Here is a 16418-nt window from a genome sequence, read left to right as displayed (position 1 = left end):
TCATCGGTCGGCTTCACCCTCGTCGACAGGCATTATTTTCTGCATGTTGCTCCGTGCCGGGGAGCGGCTACCGCAACATTCCTTGAGGCTTTTCCCTGAACCGCAAGGACATGGATCTTTGCTCCTGCGCTGCAGGCGACCGATCAGGGGGAGAATAACTGCGGTCGGCAAGAATGCGGCGACAAGAGTAAACAACTTGGCTGAAATGCCGGGAACGACGCGGCGACGGCCGGAGTTGAAACCGCTCCAGGCCCGCTCAGCGACATATTCAGCGTCCAGCTTGGGTAATATCTTGAAGAGAGCCGCCCGGTTCGCGCCGGCCTTTTCAAGGAATTCCGTGGATACCGGTCCTGGCGCCACACATGTCACGGTAACGCCAAAACGGCGCACTTCCTGATGGAGCGCGTCCGAAAAAGAGCGCACAAAACCCTTGCTTGCGTAATACAATGCCATGTACGGCCCGGGAACGAGACCCGCTATGGAGCCGAGATTGATCACGCCGCCACGTCCGCGCGCCAGCATTCCAGGCAGGAAGCGAAGGGTCATGTCGGTCAGGGCGCGTATATTGACATCGATAATCCCCATCTGATCTTTGACGGGGAGTAACGTTGCTGCGCCTCGCAGGCCATACCCGGCACTGTTGACCAGCACGCCGCAGACCAAATCATTGGCGGTTAGAAAAGCCTCGAGACGCTCGGATGCGTCGGCTGCAAGCAGATCCAGCTCCAGCGTGAAGGCTTCACCGCCGGCCTGCTGTACGTCGGCCGCCGCAGCGGTGAGGCCTTCAGGCGAGCGCGCGATGAGCACGACGACGTTGCGCTCCCGTGCGGCAACCTTTGCGATTGCTCGTCCAATGCCGCGGGAACCGCCAACCACGACGACAGCCAAGCGGGGCTCACTGTGCGGTGTCACTTCGATGTTCCTACCGCCGTCACGATGGTAGGGGCTCCGCTCTGGGCGAGGCTTTTTACTTCGTCGGCGACCTCGCCGTTCAAGATCCTTTCGAACCGTTCCAATGCTCGTGCGACATTCGCTCCATCCATGACCCTGTGGTCGTAGTGGATGCGGACAGCAACCGATCCATCCTCGCCGATTGGACCGTAGTTGAGAAGTGTGGTCAGTGGGGTAAGGGGGTTGAGGGACTCCGCTCCCAAGCCCGAATAGACAGACAATTGGAACGTGCCGAAATAGCGCGCACGCTTCCGCCCGATATTGAGCCCGAGCCACATGAGCAGCCACCTCACAGGGGCAGGTGCGCGAGCAAGCTCCAGAGAGCGCCGAAACTCCTTGATCTCCAGAACCGGAAGTGACCTCGCTGAACGGATCAGCGTCTCCAGCTCGGTGATTGAGCGTTGCTCGGGACCTCTGATGATGCTCAGGAGAACGACCCGTTCTCCGTCATGCTCGCGCTCATGGGCAATGGAGGCGACGCTGGCTGGATATTCATAGAGCTGTGGCCACGGAAACTTGATGTAAGCGCGCCGCAATTCGGGGATCTCTTGAGAGAGCAGAGCGTATCCCTTTAAAAAAAGCACAGTCCAGGACGGACGGGCATCCGGTCCGTCTCTGGCATCGAGGAGCGGCCGAAGGTTCATTTGCCGCTGAACCGTCACACGTGGCACCCCGATCGAGAATCTCATCAGATCTCCGACAAGACGTCGGGATGCCGAAAGCTTGATCGTTCGGCCTCTCATCTTGCCACCTCTAGTAAAGATAAGGGATGATGCGCTTGGTCTTCGCCATATACGCGCGGTATCGTGGGCCGAAAGCTTCCAGCATCATACGTTCTTCCTCGTCCACCCTTAGGAAGAATAGAACGGCGAAGCCGATGAGGCCCGCCATGCCTGCAACCCAGTTCGGCAGCAGAAACGCTTGTGAAAGCCCCATCAGAAGGAACGATGTGTACATCGGGTGGCGGACAAGGGAGTACGGGCCAGCGCATATCAATTCGTGCTGCTGGCGGATCTCCAGTGTAATAGACCAGTTTCGTCCTAATTGCTTGTGAGTCCTTCGAAAGACCCACATTGCAGCCCAGAAAAGTATTCCCCCGATCTGGATGACCCACCAACGGGGTATATAGTCGGCCGCTTCAGGGATACCGGTCGCAACGTAAAATCCTGGCACGATCGCAAGCCCGCCGAGCGCTGAAACGAGCCCGAGCGCCTCCGAGCCGCTACGGCGGTTACTGACGACAGGCACTCGCTTTGCGCGGCGCTCAAATGGGTATCGAATGATGCACCATACAACAATTCCAAGAACCCAGACGACCTCGCCGACGACGGCTGCTGATAAGTTCAAATCAAGTCACCAGAACCTTTCTATGATCTGCCTTCCGCGATCGCCAACGCGTGACTTGGATGCCCGCGCAATCAACCTGTATTCATCTCCCGGAGAGTTGCAATGAATTGTTGTGGCCTTAGCCAAATGCCGGGCGCCTTATAACCCATGTGCCGGGCAATATCCGCCACAAAGGCGTTGCAATTGTAAACCGTTGCCTCCCAGAGATGAGAGGTTGCCTGCAGCTTGCGTATATATGCAACTGTGTCGTTATATTCACTATCAGTCAGCATCACACGCCAGCTTGCCGACCTGTACTGCTCTTCCAGGTCGCCATCCGTTGCTCCGGTCGAGGCTGGAACCGGTATGAAGTGGCCTATTACATATTGGGCGGCATCAGGAGAAGCTGGGGCAAGTCCTGCGACTTGGGGATTGATCATATTTCCGTTCTTATCCGCTCGCCCAAAAACGACGTAGGTGTGTCCGTAGGTTAAAGCATAACGTGAGCGAAATTCGATGAAATACCGATTCGATTTGTTTTCAGCCGCATTGGTGGGAGCTACGCCTCTGCCATTGGACGTATAATGCGGTAAAGGTCTTTTGTCGTCTGTCTGGCATGACGATGCCACGACCGCCAACATGACAACTAGCGACACACCGCCTTTTCCAAGCGCCATCACCAAAGCTCCATATGCAGGCCCTGACGAATGGGAGCCCGAGGTCAGCATATAAAATGCCACTCGTGCGCTATGAGTTGTGAAGGAGCGCAGGCGGGCAGTTTATGGTGTAAGAAGAGGAAGGGTCTACGTGACCCTTCCTGAGAATCAAACGCGATATGCTACTTGTACACTGCTTCTGCCGGCGGTGGGGCTTTCCCCTTGCCTTTGCCAATCGACCCGCAAGCACTCAGATTGGCCACCGCAAACATCGCAACGATTACAATTAGAATTCTGCTCATCAGGAAGTCCTCTCCTCATCATGCATAGCGTTTAGGCTACACCTTAAAGTTTAGCGACAATCAGTACCCTGGATAGGGCAGACATGATGCAACATGCAACGACTCTACATTAGCAGATACCTATAGTTATGACCAACCCTGCGATTTCAAATGGTAAACACCATCAGATGACAACCACGCGCGTGCCTACGCGTGCACGGGAGTAGAGGTCGACAATGTTTGCGTTCGTCAAGCGAATGCACCCATTCGAAACTGCACGGCCTATCGACCAAGGGGCATTCGTTCCGTGCAACCGGAACAGGGTATCTTGCCCGCCTTGATAGAGGTAGAGGGCGGCTGCACCGAGGGGGTTGAGCGGTCCCCCCGGTACTCCATCGGCATATTTGGCCAGTCGGGGCTTGCGCTGAATCATGTCATTGGTGGGCTTCCACGAAGGCCATTCCGCCTTGTAGCCGATGGTGGCTTCGCCCTTGAAACTCAGCCCTTCCTCTCCGACGGTAACGCCATAACGGGTCGCCAGTCCGTCTGCTTCCACGAAATAAAGATAGCGGCTCGCCGTATCGACGACGATGGTTCCGGGCGGCTCACTCCCCGTATAGGCGACCTCCTGTCGTCGATAGCGAGGATCGACATCCGGATCCTTCGCAAATCGGTAGCCCAGCGGCGGCCCATCCCCCGAAGTACATCCGGAAAGCATCAGAGCCAGGCTCCCCAGCACGAGCCCCCGGCGTGCAATATGGTGCTTGTCCATTTCCACCTGCCAAGTAATTCCGTCGATCCCGTTTATTCCAAATTAGATTGCGACATCTTCAGATAAAGACACTCAACTCTGTGGAGGATGAGTTCGCAACACTGGCAACATCTGAAGCTGCGCAATACCATACGCTTCTATTTATCCGTGAAACCCCTTGCATCAACAATCGCGTCGATCGAATATTAGCATATCGACAAGGACGGAGACGATGAAGCTTTGCCTGGAAGGAAAAATCGCGATCGTAACGGGTGCGGGTTCCGGTATTGGTGCCGCCGTTTCCCGTCAACTCGCTGATGAGGGTGCTGAGGTTGTTGTTGCCGACATCAATGCTGACGCAGCACACACGATTGCCGCCGCAATCAGATCGGATGGAGGCCGCGCCCGTGAATTTGTCGTCGATGTCAGTGACAGTGGAAGTGTACAGAGACTTGTCGATTTTACCGTCGAGACGTGCGGCGGCTTGGATCTGGCGGTCAATAATGCGGGAATCGATGGGATGCGCGCAGCGGTCGCTGACTATCCACTCGACAATTGGGACAAGGTGATGAACGTCAATCTGAACGGCGTTTTCTATTGCATGAAGTCCGAAATTGGCGCGATGCTTAAGCTGGGCGGCGGCGCAATTGTGAATATGTCTTCCACTCTCGGGTCCGTTGGATTACCCACCGCGGCGGCATACACAGCAGCCAAGCACGGGGTCGTTGGACTGACGAAAGTCGCTGCGATGGAGTATGCGAGGCTGGGTATCCGCATAAATGCCGTCGGTCCCGGCTGGATCGAAACACCACTTTTGTCAGAGCATCTTGAGGCGGCGAGTACGCGACGCATGGCATCGCTTCAACCAATGGGCAGGCGTGGAAAACCGGAAGAGGTCGCGACTCTTGTGTGTTTCCTCCTGTCCGAGCAGGCTAGTTTCATCACTGGGGTGCACTATTTGGTGGACGGGGCCTATACCGCTCACTGAAGAAGGGGCTGGGAAGTAGGCGGTGATTTCCAGACTACCTCCATTTTGCCTGATGCTGTGCTGCTGACTGGGGGACCGGTGTTCTGCCCCCATATTGCGGTCTCTCCGCTGAGCTATGTCGGCTGTCGGGCCGCGAGGAAGTCTGAGCCTCGAGCAGCAAATGAACAACAAGCCGCGACGGCTAGCGCATCGGCCCGAAAATCGGAATCGATTTTCGGAAAGCACGATGCGTAGATTCAAAGAGTTAGAGCGTCCTTTGTGCGTCCGAAAGGACGCACGGCGCTCTAACGTCGCGGCTTTTTTATTGATGCGGTGGGCACTTCCGGTTAACCGGAACACTCACGGCAAAACGGGGAACAGATCATGCGATGCCTCATTACCGGCGCAGCCGGCTTTGTCGGTGGGCCTCTCGTCGAAAGACTGCATGGAGAGCGGATATGCGAGCTTGCGGTGACCACGCGATCTGCAGCCGCCAGCTTCCAGACATCTGTGCGGCATTTCCCCATCGAGATAACAAGCGAAACCGATTGGACGGCAGTTCTCGAGGGTATCGATGTCATCGTCCATCTCGCCGCTCGTGTTCACATCATGAACGACCGCGCAGCCGATCCGCTTGCGGAATTTCGCCGCATCAACACCGCCGCCACGTTGAACCTCGCCGCACAGGCCGCCCGCGCAGGCGTAAAAAGGTTCGTCTTCCTCAGCAGTATCAAGGTCAATGGCGAGGAGAACGATCGGCCCTTCCGGCATGACGATACGCCAATGCCGATCGATCCCTATGGCATCTCGAAGCTGGAAACTGAAATCGGGCTGCATGAAATCGCCGCCCGAACAGGCATGGAGGTCGTGGTCATTCGCCCGCCGCTCGTTTATGGACCCGGCGCGCGGGGCAATTTCGCCCTGCTCGTCGGACTTGTCCGGAAGAAAATGCCGCTCCCTTTCGCGTCGCTGAAGAACCGCCGGACACTGGTCGCGCTTCCAAATCTCGTCGATCTGATCATCGCCGGGATGAAGCATCCCAGCGCAGCCGGCCTGACCTTTCTCGCAGGCGATGGAGAAGACCTTTCGACTCCCGGGCTTATCGAAGGGATTGCCGCAGGGCTAGGTGTCAAACCAATGCTGCTCCCCTTCCCCCCAACGCTGTTGCAGATGGGCGCGAGAGTCACGGGAAAGAGCGCAGTCTACCAGCGTCTTTGCGGTTCCCTGCAGGTCGATATATCCCATGCCCGCGACGTGCTCGGCTGGTCGCCTCTTGTCACGCCACGCGAAGGCCTGAAGCTTGCAGTGATGTAAACCGCTATTCGCTCGTCACACCGTGGAACGGACGCACCTCACGGCCGGGCATGAAGACGCCGAGGCGTTTGATTTCCCATTCGAGCTTGATGCCGTCTTTTTCGAAGACCTCGCGACGCACCTGTTCGCCAAGATATTCGAGATCATAGCCGGTTGCCTGCCCCATGTTGATCATGAAGTTGCAGTGAAGCGACGACATCTGCGCTCCGCCGATGACGAGGCCGCGGCAGCCTGCCTCGTCGATCAGTTTCCAGGCCGAATGGCCGGCCGGGTTCTTGAAGGTTGAACCGCCGGTCCTTTCGCGCACCGGCTGGACCGTCTCGCGATGATTGCGCACGGCGTCCATCTCGGCGCGGATCTGCGCGCGCTCTTCCGGGTAGCCCTCGAACAGCACGGAGGTGAAGATCAGGTCGGCGGGCGCTGCCGAATACCGGTAGGAATAGCCCATCTCGGCATTGGAAAGCACATGCTTGTTGCCCTTGCGATCGACAGCGTTGACTTCGATCAGCCGCTCGCGCGTCTCGACACCGTTGGCGCCGGCATTCATGCGCGCCGCGCCGCCGACACCGCCTGGAATGCCGTAATAGAAATGGAAGCCGCCGATGCCGTTATCCATCGCCATCGCCGCTACATGTTTATCAGGGCAGATGGCGCCGGCGAGAATCCGGTTTTCGCCGGCAAGCTCGACGAAGCCGAACCCCTTGGCCGACAGGCGCAGCACGACGCCGGGAATGCCGCCGTCGCGCACCAGGATGTTGGAGCCGACGCCGACCACCGTCAGCGGCACCTCTTCCGGCAATATCTTCAGGAAGGCGACGAGATCGTCGATGTCATGCGGCTGGAACATCAGCTCGGCCAAGCCACCAGCCCTGAACCAGGTGACGCGGTCCATTGGGGCATCCGGCGTGATACGGCCGCGGATATCCTTTACACCGTCTCCGAGAGACGCGAGAAGCTTTTCCCCATTCACCTGTTTCATACGGACTTTCCCGATAGGCCTTCCAGTTGCTTGGGCAGTGCCGCTGCCCAGGATGTAATGCTCCCAGCCCCCAACAGAACCACGAAATCGCCAGGCTTTGCAACCTCCGCGACCATCTGCGGCAGAAGCTCCGCCGAAGTTAGAAAGCGGGCGTCGCGATGGCCGCCGGATTTTATGCGCGAGACCAGCGACACGGAATCGATACCCTCGATCGGATCCTCCCCCGCCGCATAGACCGGTGCCAGGAAGATGCTGTCGGCATCGTTGAAGCAGGCGGCGAATTCCTCGAACAGGCTCGCAAGACGGCTAAAGCGGTGCGGCTGGTGGACCGCAATGACGCGGCCCTTGCAGGATTCTCGGGCGGCGCGCAGCACCGCCTTGATCTCGACCGGATGATGGCCGTAATCGTCGAAGATCTGCACGCCATTCCACTCGCCGGTCAGCGTGAAGCGGCGCTTGACGCCGCCGAAGGAGGCAAGCCCCTTGGCGATATCGGCGCTCGATATGCCGAGCCGGTTGGCAACGGCAATCGCCGCCGTCGCGTTGGAGATATTATGCCGTCCGGGCATCGGCATGACCAGCCCCTTGAGTTCGATCACCTGGCCGGTGCGGCGGCGGCGGATTTCGACGTCGAAGATCGAGCGCGTGCCGTCGATGCGCACATTCTTGAAGCGCACATCGGCCTGCGGGTTCTCGCCATAGGTGATGATCTTGCGGTCCTCGATGCGGCCGACCAGCGACTGCACCTCGGGATGGTCGAGACACATAACGCCGAAGCCGTAGAACGGCACGTTCTCGACGAACTGCCGGAAGGCGGCGCGCACGGCGTCGAAATTGCCGTAATGGTCGAGATGTTCCGGGTCGATATTGGTGATGACCGCGACATCGGCCGGAAGCTTCAGGAAGGTGCCGTCCGATTCGTCGGCCTCGACCACCATCCACTCGCCCTCGCCCATGCGGGCATTGGTGCCGTAGGCATTGATGATGCCGCCATTGATGACAGTCGGGTCCAGCCCTCCGGCTTCGAGCAGTGTGGCGACCAGCGAGGTGGTCGTCGTCTTGCCATGCGTGCCGCCGATGGCTATCGCATTGCGGAAGCGCATCAGCTCGGCGAGCATCTCGGCGCGGCGCACCACCGGCAGCAGCTTTTCGCGCGCGGCGATGAGTTCCGGATTGCTCTTCTTGATTGCCGTCGAGACGACGACGACTTCAGCCTCGCCCAGGTTTTCGGCCCGGTGGCCGACGAACACCTCGATGCCCTTGTCGCGCAGGCGCTGGACATTGGCGCTGTCGGCCTGGTCCGATCCCTGCACCTTGTGTCCGAGATTGTGCAGCACTTCGGCAATACCGCTCATGCCGATGCCGCCGATGCCGATGAAATGGACGAGACCGATCGTCTTCGGCAGTTTCATGCGCGTGTCCTCTTGAATTCCGCAATTGTCCGTCTGGCGGCAATAGCCTCAACCATGTCGGCAAGCAAGTTCGCGGCATCGGGTTTCCCGGCGAGTTTCGCCGCCGCCGCCATGTGCGAAAGCTTTTCCGGATCGTTCATCACAGCCGTCAGGATCGCCGCGATCTTCTCCGGCGAAAGCTCCGACTGGGCGATCACCTTCGCCCCACCGGCCGCAGCGAGTGCCGCCGCATTCGCCGCCTGGTCGTGATCGAGAGCGTGCGGGTAAGGCACAAGGATGGCAGGCCGGCCGATGACCGAGATTTCCGAAACCGTCGAGGCGCCCGAACGGCAGATGACAAGATGCGCCCTCGCCAGCCTCTCGGCCATGTCGGTGAAGAAGGGGGCGATATCGGCATCCATCTCCAGCTTGGCGACGCAGCCGCTGACCATCTCCATATCCTCGGGACGTACCTGCTGGGTGATGCGCAGGCGCACGCGAAGCGCATCGTCGAGCAGGCTGATCGCCGTCGGCAGCGCCTTGGAGAAATATTGCGCACCCTGGCTGCCGCCGAAGACGACGAGATTGAAGGCCTCGCCTGGATGCGACGGCGTGTAAGGCACCTCGGCTGCGGCGATGATTGCCGGGCGGACGGGATTGCCAGTCGTCATCGTCTTGTCCGGGAAGGCAGCGCCTCCCTCCGGCAGGAAACCGCCGGCAATGGCCTGCACGCGAGTTGCCAAGGCCTTGTTGGCGCGTCCCATCACGGCGTTCTGCTCGTGGATCATCGAGGGCACGCCGAGCCGGGTGGCGGCAAGCAGCGGCGGCACGGTGGGATAACCGCCGAAACCGACGACGATGATAGGTTGTAGCCGCTGGATCAGCTTCTTCGCCGCCCGCATGCCGCTCCAAAGCGTCCATAACGAGCGGGCGACGGCAACCGGGTTCTTCGAGCCGATCGTCGCCGACGGCACGACATGGATCTCCTCGGCCGGGAACTTGCCGGCATAACGCTCGGCCCGGCTATCCGTGACGAGATGCACCGAATAGCCGCGCTCCTTCAGCTTGAAGGCCAGCGCTTCCGCCGGGAACACATGGCCGCCGGTCCCTCCGGCGGCAAGCAGCACGATGCCTTTGCTCATAGTCTTCTACTCCGCCGGCATGCCGTGCGGGACGCGGAAGAGGCTCCGGTCCTGCGCGCGTTTTTCCGGTCGATGGCGCGTCAGCGCCAGAATGAAGCCGGCGGTGACGCAGATCGCCACCATAGACGAGCCGCCATAGGAAATCAGCGGCAGCGTCATGCCCTTTGCCGGCAGCAGTTCGAGATTGACGCCGATATTGATGATCGACTGGATGCCCATCTGCAGCACCAAGCCGGCGACGGCGAAGCGGTTGAAGTCGTTCCGCTCGCGATAGGCATGCGAGAGGCCGCGCAGTACCAGCACGGTAAACAGCGCCACGAGCGCCATGCAGAACACGATGCCGAACTCCTCGGCCGCGACCGAGAAGATGAAGTCGGTATGCGCATCCGGGATGATGCGCTTGACGATGCCCTCGCCCGGTCCCTGGCCGAACCAGCTGCCGCGAATGATCGCCTCGCGCGCGGTATCGATCTGGAACGTATCACCCTCGCCGGTCATGAACTTGTCTATTCGGCCGGCGACGTGCGGAAAGACGTAATAGGCGCTGAGCAGGCCGCCGGCGCCGCCGATACCGAGCAGCATGATCCAGATCCATGGCATGCCGGCCATGAAGAACATCCCCCCCCAGACGGCCGTGGTCAGGATGGTCTGGCCGAGGTCCGGTTGCGCGACGAGAAGGGCCGCGACGATGCCGAACAGAATAATGGCAAAGAGATTGCCGGGGATCTCCGGCTGGCGCGCATGTTCGGCAAACAGCCAGGCGCAGACCACGACGAAGGCAGGCTTCATGAATTCCGACGGCTGGACGGAAAGACCGGCGATCCAGATCCAGCGCCGGCCACCCTTGACCTCCTGCCCGACGAACAGCACCAGCACCATCATGGCGACCGAGACGATCAGGATCAGGATCGCGGTTCGCCGCACCTGGCGTGGCGTCAGGAACGATAGCCCGAGCATGACGCCGATCGACGGGATCATGAAGGCCGCATGGCGTTTGACGAAATGGAAGGGCTCGAGCCCAATGCGCTCGGCGACCGCAGGAGATGCCGCAAACGACAGCATGAAGCCGATGCCCATCAGGAAGATGAACATTGCCAGAAAGAAGCGATCGATAGTCCAGAACCAATCGGCCAGAGGCCCACGTTCCGCGCGGCTTACCATGTCATTTCTCTCCTGTTGCCGGACCGATCAGCATCGCAATACCGTCAAGCGCTGCCACGTGGCCGACGAAGGCTTCGCCCCTGACTTCGAAGTTCTTATACTGGTCGAAGCTTGCGCAAGCCGGGGATAACATCACGGCCGAAGCAGCGCTTTCGTCGCGTTCGGCATCGGCGGCCGCATGCGCGACGGCGCGCTCCAGCGTGCCCGAGATCTCGTAAGGCACGGCCTCGCCGAGCGTCGCAGCGAATTCCGCCGCCGCCTCACCGATCAGATAGGCCTTGGCGATGCGCGGAAAATAGGGAGCAAGCGTCGTAATGCCGCCAGCCTTCGGCAAGCCGCCGGCGATCCAGTAGATGCGATCATAGCTCGAAAGAGCCGGTGCTGCGGCATCGGCATTGGTCGCCTTGGAATCGTTGACGAAAACGACGCGGCCACGCTGCCCGACCGGCTGCATGCGGTGCTTGAGGCCGGGAAACGAGGCAAGACCAGTGCGGATGTCGTCGGCGAAAACCCCGACGGCGAGGCAGGCGGCGACGGCGGCTGCAGCGTTCTGCGCATTATGGCTGCCGCGCAGCGTCTGGATGCCGTCGAGATCGGCGAAGGGCAGCATGGCACCGCCGGCGGCCTGGATGAGTTTGGTGCCCTCGGCGTAGATGCCGTCGGCCAGCACGTTGCGGCGCGAAATACGGACCACCTTGACGCCTGCCCGCTCGACACGGTCGGCAATCAGCGCCGAATGGCTGTCGTCGACGCCGACGATCGCGACATCGCTGCCGGCGACCAGCCTTTCCTTGATATCGGCATAATGCTGCATCGTGCCGTGACGGTCGAGATGATCGGGCGTCAGGTTGAGCAGAATGCCGGCAGACGGGTCCAGTGTCGGCGCCAGATCGATCTGGTAGGAGGAGCATTCGACGACGTAATAACGCTCGGCCTTCGGCGGCTCGAGCGTCAGCACCGCCGTGCCGATATTGCCGCCGAGCTGCGTGTCGTAGCCTGATGATTTCAGGATATGGGCGATCAGCGCCGTCGTGGTCGACTTGCCGTTGGTGCCGGTTATGGCGATGAAGGGGCAATCCGGCGCATGGGCACGGCGCTCGCGCACGAAGAGTTCGACGTCGCCGACGATATCGACGCCGGCCGCCCGCGCAAGATCGACGGTCCAATGCGGCTTCGGATGGGTAAGCGGCACGCCGGGCGACAGCACGAACAGCGCCTGCTGGCTCCAGTCGATGCTGTGCAGGTCTTCGGTCCTGATACCTTCGGTAGCTGCCTTGGCGACACTGTCGGGATTGTCGTCCCAGGCGGTCACCTCGGCACCACCTGATATCAGCGCCCGGGCGGTGGCAAAGCCGGAGCCGCCGAGCCCGAAGAGCGCGACCTTCCTGTCCTTGAGCGTCGTGACCGGGATCATCGCTGCCTCACCGGAGCTTCAGCGTCGAAAGGCCGAGCATCGCAAGGCCGACGGCGACGATCCAGAAGCGGATCACTACCTGGCTCTCGGTCCAGCCCTTCTTCTCGAAGTGATGATGAATCGGCGCCATCAGGAAGACACGCCGGCCAGTCATCTTGAAGAAGCCGACCTGGATGATGACCGACAGCGTCTCGATGACGAAGAGGCCGCCGATGATCGCCATGACGATCTCGTGTTTGGTGGCGACGGCGACGGTGCCGATCGTGCCGCCGAGTGCCAGCGACCCCGTGTCGCCCATGAAGATGGCGGCCGGCGGCGCGTTGAACCAGAGAAAGCCGAGGCCGGCGCCGATGACGGCGCCAAGCACGACGGCGAGTTCGCCGGTGCCGGGCACGAAATTGATCTGCAGGTAGTTCGCAAACACCACGTTGCCGGCGAGATAGGCGATGACGCCGAAGGAGGCGGCGGCGATCATCACAGGCACGATGGCAAGCCCGTCGAGACCGTCAGTCAGATTGACGGCATTGCCGGCGCCGACGATGACGAAGCCGCCGAAGACGACGAACATGATGCCGATATTGATCATGAAGTCCTTGAAGAAGGGAAAGGCGATCGAGGAGCCGAAGGTCGAGCCGGCAATCCCCGAGGCAAGGGCGGTGCGCATCATGAAATAGACGGCGATGCCGGCGATGACGAATTCAATGCCGAGCCGCGCCTTGCCGGAAAAGCCCATGTGGCTCTGCTTCGTTACCTTGAGATAATCGTCGTAGAAGCCGATCGCACCGAAGCCCAGCGTTACCAGCAGCGTGGCGACGACATAGACGTTGGAAAGATCGGCCCAGAGCAGCGACGCGCCGACGATGCCGGCGAGGATCATGAGCCCGCCCATGGTCGGCGTGCCGGCCTTCTTGAAATGCGTCTGCGGCCCGTCGGCGCGGATCGGCTGGCCCTTGCCCTGCCGGATGCGCAGCGAATTGATGATCGTCGGCCCGAACAGGAAGACGATCAGTGCTGAGGTGAAGAGAGCAGCCCCCGTGCGGAAGGTAATATATCTGAACAGGTTCAGAAATTTGAAATATTCCGACAGTTCGACAAGCCAGATCAGCATTCAGGGCCCCTTGTTTACCCGATCAAAATTCGCGTTGCGTGTCGGCAAATGGCGGGAACTTGTCAAGGAGCGCGGCGACGATCTTGCCGAAACCGATGCCCAGAGACGATTTCACCATCAACACGTCGCCTGGCGCGACCGAGTTCAATACATAATCCGTCAATTCGTCCGTGTTCTCGCGATATTCGACATGGACGCTTTCCGGCAACGATTCCTTGAGCGCAGCCATCTCGGCTCCTGCGAGCCAGACATGTTCGATGCCGGCAGCAAGCAGCGGCACGGTAAGGTCGGTATGGACCTTTTGCGCATACTCGCCCATCTCAAGCATGTCGCCGAGCACGGCGATACGGCGTCCGCGGCCGGTCGGCTCGGAGGCTGCCAGCAGCGCGATCGCCGCGCGCATCGAGGCCGGATTGGCATTGTAGCTCTCGTCGATCAGCGTGAAGCTGCCGCCGCCGATCGAAAGCCGGTGGCGCTTGCCCCTGCCCTTTTCCGGCCTCAGCGTCGCAAGCGCTTCGATCGCCTTCTGCATATCGGCGTCGACGATCCTGACGACGCCGAGCGCTGCGAGCGCATTCTCAGCGATATGGCGGCCCGGCGCGCCGAGCGCGACCTCCAGCGTCTCGCCGCCGATCGTCAGCCACAGCGTCGAATTCTCGTCGGAGCCGTTGAATTCTGCGAGCCGGAATTCGGCCTTGGCATGCTGGCCGAAAGAATGGATATGCTCGATGCCGAGCGACTGCGCCGTGCGGTCGAGGAAATTGAACTGGTCGTTGTCGCGGTTGAGCACGACATGGCCACCGGGTTCGAGCCCCTCGAAGATCTCGGCCTTGGCGGCGGCGATTTCCTTGATGTTCTTGAAATTGCCGAGATGCGCCGGCGCGATCGTCGTGATGATGGCGACATCGGGACGGATCATCGCCACCAGCGGCCGAATCTCGCCGGGATGATTCATGCCGACTTCGAAGACGCCGTAATCCGTATCCTCCGGCATGCGCGCCAGCGTCAGCGGCACGCCCCAATGATTGTTGAAGGAGGCGACGGAGGCGTGCACCTTGCCGGAGGGCGACAGCACATGCCGCAGCATTTCCTTGGTGGTCGTCTTTCCCACAGATCCCGTCACCGCGATGATCCGGGCCCGCGCGCGCTCACGCGAGGCAAGGCCGAGCCGGCCAAGTGCCGCGAGCACGTCTTCCACGACGATCATCGGCACCGTCAGGCGGCCCATGGCGGGAAGCCTCGCCTCGCTGACGACGAGAAGGGAAGCGCCGTTCGCCATCGCCATCGAGGCGTAGTCGTGACCGTCGACGCGGTCGCCCTTGATCGCAAAGAAGGCTTGGCCTGGAGTAATCGAGCGGCTGTCGATGGAAATGCCGGTGATGCCCTCGGGCAGCGTGCCGAAGGGGCGCCCCGCCATCGCTGCGATCATGTCTTCCGTCGTCCAGAGCCAGCTCAAGATTTCAACTCCTCCAAGGCCTTGCGCACCTCCGCATGATCGGAGAACGGCAGGGTGATGCCGCCGATCGTCTGCCCTTCCTCATGCCCCTTGCCGGCGACGATCAGCGTATCGCCGGATCTCAGCATGCCGACCGCCTCGCGGATCGCCATGGCGCGATCGGCGATTTCCGCGGCGCAGCTTGCTGCCGCCATGATCTCCGCCCGGATCGAGGCCGGCTCCTCCGAACGCGGATTATCGTCGGTGACGATAACGACGTCGGCAAGTCGGCAGGCGATTTCGCCCATGATCGGCCGTTTGCCGCGGTCACGGTCGCCGCCGCAGCCGAAAACGACGATGACGCGACCGGTAGTGAAGGGTCTGACCGAGCCCAGCACATTTTCCAGCGCATCCGGCTTGTGGGCGTAGTCGACATAGGCGAGCGCGCCGTCTTTTGTATGGCCGACGAGTTCGAGACGGCCGGACGCGCCGACGAGCTTCTCGAGCGCGGCCATTGCAACCTTCGCCTCAACGCCGGTCGACATGGCAAGCCCTGCTGCAACCAGCGCGTTGGCCACCTGGAAATCGCCCGCCAGCGGAATGTCCACCTCGAAGATCTCGCCGCCGATATGGATCTCGGCCATCTGCTTGTGGCGGAAGTGCTCGACGCGCTTCAACGAGAGATAATCGCCCTTCCGCCCGACGGTACGGATGTCGTGACCGGCATCGGTCGCGGCCTTGATCGCCTGCGCCGACCACGGATCGTCGGCAAAGATCACCGCGGGCGATCCCCTCGGCAACAGCGTATCGAAAAGCCGCATCTTGGCGGCCAGGTAGGCCTCGACGGTCGGATGATAATCCATGTGGTCTCGGCCAAGATTGGTGAAGGCGGCGGCCGCAAGCCTGACGCCGTCGAGCCGGCACTGGTCGAGACCGTGGCTGGAGGCCTCCATCGCGGCATGTGTCACGCCTTCTCCGGCAAGTTCCGCCAGCAGCGCATGCAGCGACACCGGATCCGGCGTCGTCAGCGAGCCATATTCGTTGCGCGTCGGTGAGACGACGCCCGTCGTGCCGATCATCGCGGCCGCGTGGCCGGCATGCGCCCAGATCTGCCGGGTGAAAGAAGCGACGGAGGTTTTGCCCGCCGTGCCGGTGACGGCGACCATGGTGTCGGGCTGCCTGCCGTGGAAACGCGCGGCGGCGATGGAAAGGAAACGGCGCGGCTCCTTGACCGCCAGCACGGGGATCGAAGCATCGACGGCTTGGGCGGCGATGGCGACGGCAGCGCCGCGGCCGGCGGCATCCACGATGAAGCCCGCGCCATCAGCCCTGGTGCCGGCGACCGCGACGAAGACATTGCCCGGCGCCACCTTGCGGCTATCCGAAGACAGGCCTGAAATATCAAGCAGGCCTGCCGGGCCTTCGAGCTGTGCTTCAAGTTCCGGAAACTGATCTCCGGCCAGGTCTCGCAATTTCATCGAATGCACTTTTCTCTCTTGAAGCCGGTTCACCCCTCGCGAATCGGCGTCGATATTCATTCAC

At 60.9% G+C, this 16418-nt stretch carries 16 protein-coding genes; 2 read left to right on the top strand and 14 right to left on the bottom strand.

Annotation, left to right across the window (positions count from 1 at the left end):
- From GFM02_RS28990 to GFM02_RS28965, 6 genes are all read right to left on the bottom strand, one after another.
- Complete coding sequence (locus GFM02_RS28990; RefSeq protein ID WP_168272104.1) at nucleotides 1–912, bottom strand: SDR family NAD(P)-dependent oxidoreductase; 912 nt, start codon at nucleotides 910–912, stop codon at nucleotides 1–3.
- The gene (locus GFM02_RS28985) at nucleotides 909–1694 is read right to left on the bottom strand and encodes a 2-oxo acid dehydrogenase subunit E2 (RefSeq protein ID WP_168272105.1); all 786 of its coding nucleotides are present in this window, start codon (nucleotides 1692–1694) and stop codon (nucleotides 909–911) included. The genes GFM02_RS28990 and GFM02_RS28985 overlap by 4 nt, the downstream gene beginning before the upstream one ends.
- Nucleotides 1695–1704: 10 nt before the next feature.
- Nucleotides 1705–2298 (bottom strand): protein-S-isoprenylcysteine O-methyltransferase, encoded by a 594-nt coding sequence (locus GFM02_RS28980; protein ID WP_020050830.1) that lies wholly within the window; start codon nucleotides 2296–2298, stop codon nucleotides 1705–1707.
- A gap of 71 nt (nucleotides 2299–2369) precedes the next feature.
- Complete coding sequence (locus GFM02_RS28975; RefSeq protein WP_026265351.1) at nucleotides 2370–2954, bottom strand: hypothetical protein; 585 nt, start codon at nucleotides 2952–2954, stop codon at nucleotides 2370–2372.
- 161 nt (nucleotides 2955–3115) lie between these two features.
- Complete coding sequence (locus GFM02_RS35250) at nucleotides 3116–3235, bottom strand: hypothetical protein (protein ID WP_018243378.1); 120 nt, start codon at nucleotides 3233–3235, stop codon at nucleotides 3116–3118.
- A gap of 163 nt (nucleotides 3236–3398) precedes the next feature.
- A complete protein-coding gene (locus GFM02_RS28965) occupies nucleotides 3399–3986 on the bottom strand; it encodes a L,D-transpeptidase (RefSeq protein ID WP_020050832.1) in 588 nt (195 codons plus the stop codon).
- 211 nt (nucleotides 3987–4197) lie between these two features.
- Between GFM02_RS28965 and GFM02_RS28960 the strand changes: the two genes are divergently transcribed.
- Both GFM02_RS28960 and GFM02_RS28955 read left to right on the top strand, forming a co-directional pair.
- Nucleotides 4198–4953 (top strand): SDR family NAD(P)-dependent oxidoreductase, encoded by a 756-nt coding sequence (locus GFM02_RS28960; protein ID WP_020050833.1) that lies wholly within the window; start codon nucleotides 4198–4200, stop codon nucleotides 4951–4953.
- 363 nt (nucleotides 4954–5316) lie between these two features.
- Complete coding sequence (locus GFM02_RS28955) at nucleotides 5317–6246, top strand: UDP-glucose 4-epimerase family protein (protein ID WP_168323545.1); 930 nt, start codon at nucleotides 5317–5319, stop codon at nucleotides 6244–6246.
- Nucleotides 6247–6250: 4 nt separating this feature from the next.
- Here the strand turns inward: GFM02_RS28955 and murB are convergent, their stop codons facing one another.
- The 8 genes from murB to GFM02_RS28915 are packed head-to-tail and all read right to left on the bottom strand — an operon-like array spanning nucleotide 6251 to nucleotide 16414.
- On the bottom strand, nucleotides 6251–7225 hold the full coding sequence (gene murB / locus GFM02_RS28950; RefSeq protein WP_168272107.1) for a UDP-N-acetylmuramate dehydrogenase: 975 nt from the start codon (nucleotides 7223–7225) through the stop codon (nucleotides 6251–6253).
- Nucleotides 7222–8637, bottom strand: a complete 1416-nt coding sequence (gene murC / locus GFM02_RS28945) for a UDP-N-acetylmuramate--L-alanine ligase (RefSeq protein ID WP_018485165.1) — start codon at nucleotides 8635–8637, stop codon at nucleotides 7222–7224. The genes murB and murC overlap by 4 nt, the downstream gene beginning before the upstream one ends.
- Nucleotides 8634–9758 (bottom strand): undecaprenyldiphospho-muramoylpentapeptide beta-N-acetylglucosaminyltransferase, encoded by a 1125-nt coding sequence (gene murG / locus GFM02_RS28940; protein WP_168272108.1) that lies wholly within the window; start codon nucleotides 9756–9758, stop codon nucleotides 8634–8636. Before murG ends, murC begins: the two co-directional genes overlap by 4 nt.
- A gap of 6 nt (nucleotides 9759–9764) precedes the next feature.
- Nucleotides 9765–10919, bottom strand: a complete 1155-nt coding sequence (gene ftsW / locus GFM02_RS28935; protein ID WP_168272109.1) for a putative lipid II flippase FtsW — start codon at nucleotides 10917–10919, stop codon at nucleotides 9765–9767.
- Nucleotide 10920: 1 nt separating this feature from the next.
- Complete coding sequence (gene murD, locus GFM02_RS28930) at nucleotides 10921–12333, bottom strand: UDP-N-acetylmuramoyl-L-alanine--D-glutamate ligase (RefSeq protein ID WP_168272110.1); 1413 nt, start codon at nucleotides 12331–12333, stop codon at nucleotides 10921–10923.
- 7 nt (nucleotides 12334–12340) lie between these two features.
- The gene (gene mraY / locus GFM02_RS28925) at nucleotides 12341–13441 is read right to left on the bottom strand and encodes a phospho-N-acetylmuramoyl-pentapeptide-transferase (RefSeq protein ID WP_003541415.1); all 1101 of its coding nucleotides are present in this window, start codon (nucleotides 13439–13441) and stop codon (nucleotides 12341–12343) included.
- 22 nt (nucleotides 13442–13463) lie between these two features.
- Nucleotides 13464–14897, bottom strand: a complete 1434-nt coding sequence (locus GFM02_RS28920) for a UDP-N-acetylmuramoylalanyl-D-glutamyl-2,6-diaminopimelate--D-alanyl-D-alanine ligase (RefSeq protein WP_168323544.1) — start codon at nucleotides 14895–14897, stop codon at nucleotides 13464–13466.
- Entirely contained in the window at nucleotides 14894–16414 is a 1521-nt protein-coding gene (locus GFM02_RS28915) for a UDP-N-acetylmuramoyl-L-alanyl-D-glutamate--2,6-diaminopimelate ligase (RefSeq protein ID WP_168272112.1), read from the bottom strand. The genes GFM02_RS28920 and GFM02_RS28915 overlap by 4 nt, the downstream gene beginning before the upstream one ends.
- Nucleotides 16415–16418 lie beyond the last annotated feature (4 nt).

Origin of the sequence: Rhizobium leguminosarum bv. viciae (assembly GCF_012276115.1) — a bacterium.
Classification (GTDB): Bacteria; Pseudomonadota; Alphaproteobacteria; order Rhizobiales; family Rhizobiaceae; genus Rhizobium; species Rhizobium leguminosarum_T.
This window is presented reverse-complemented; position numbering and strand designations above follow the sequence as displayed.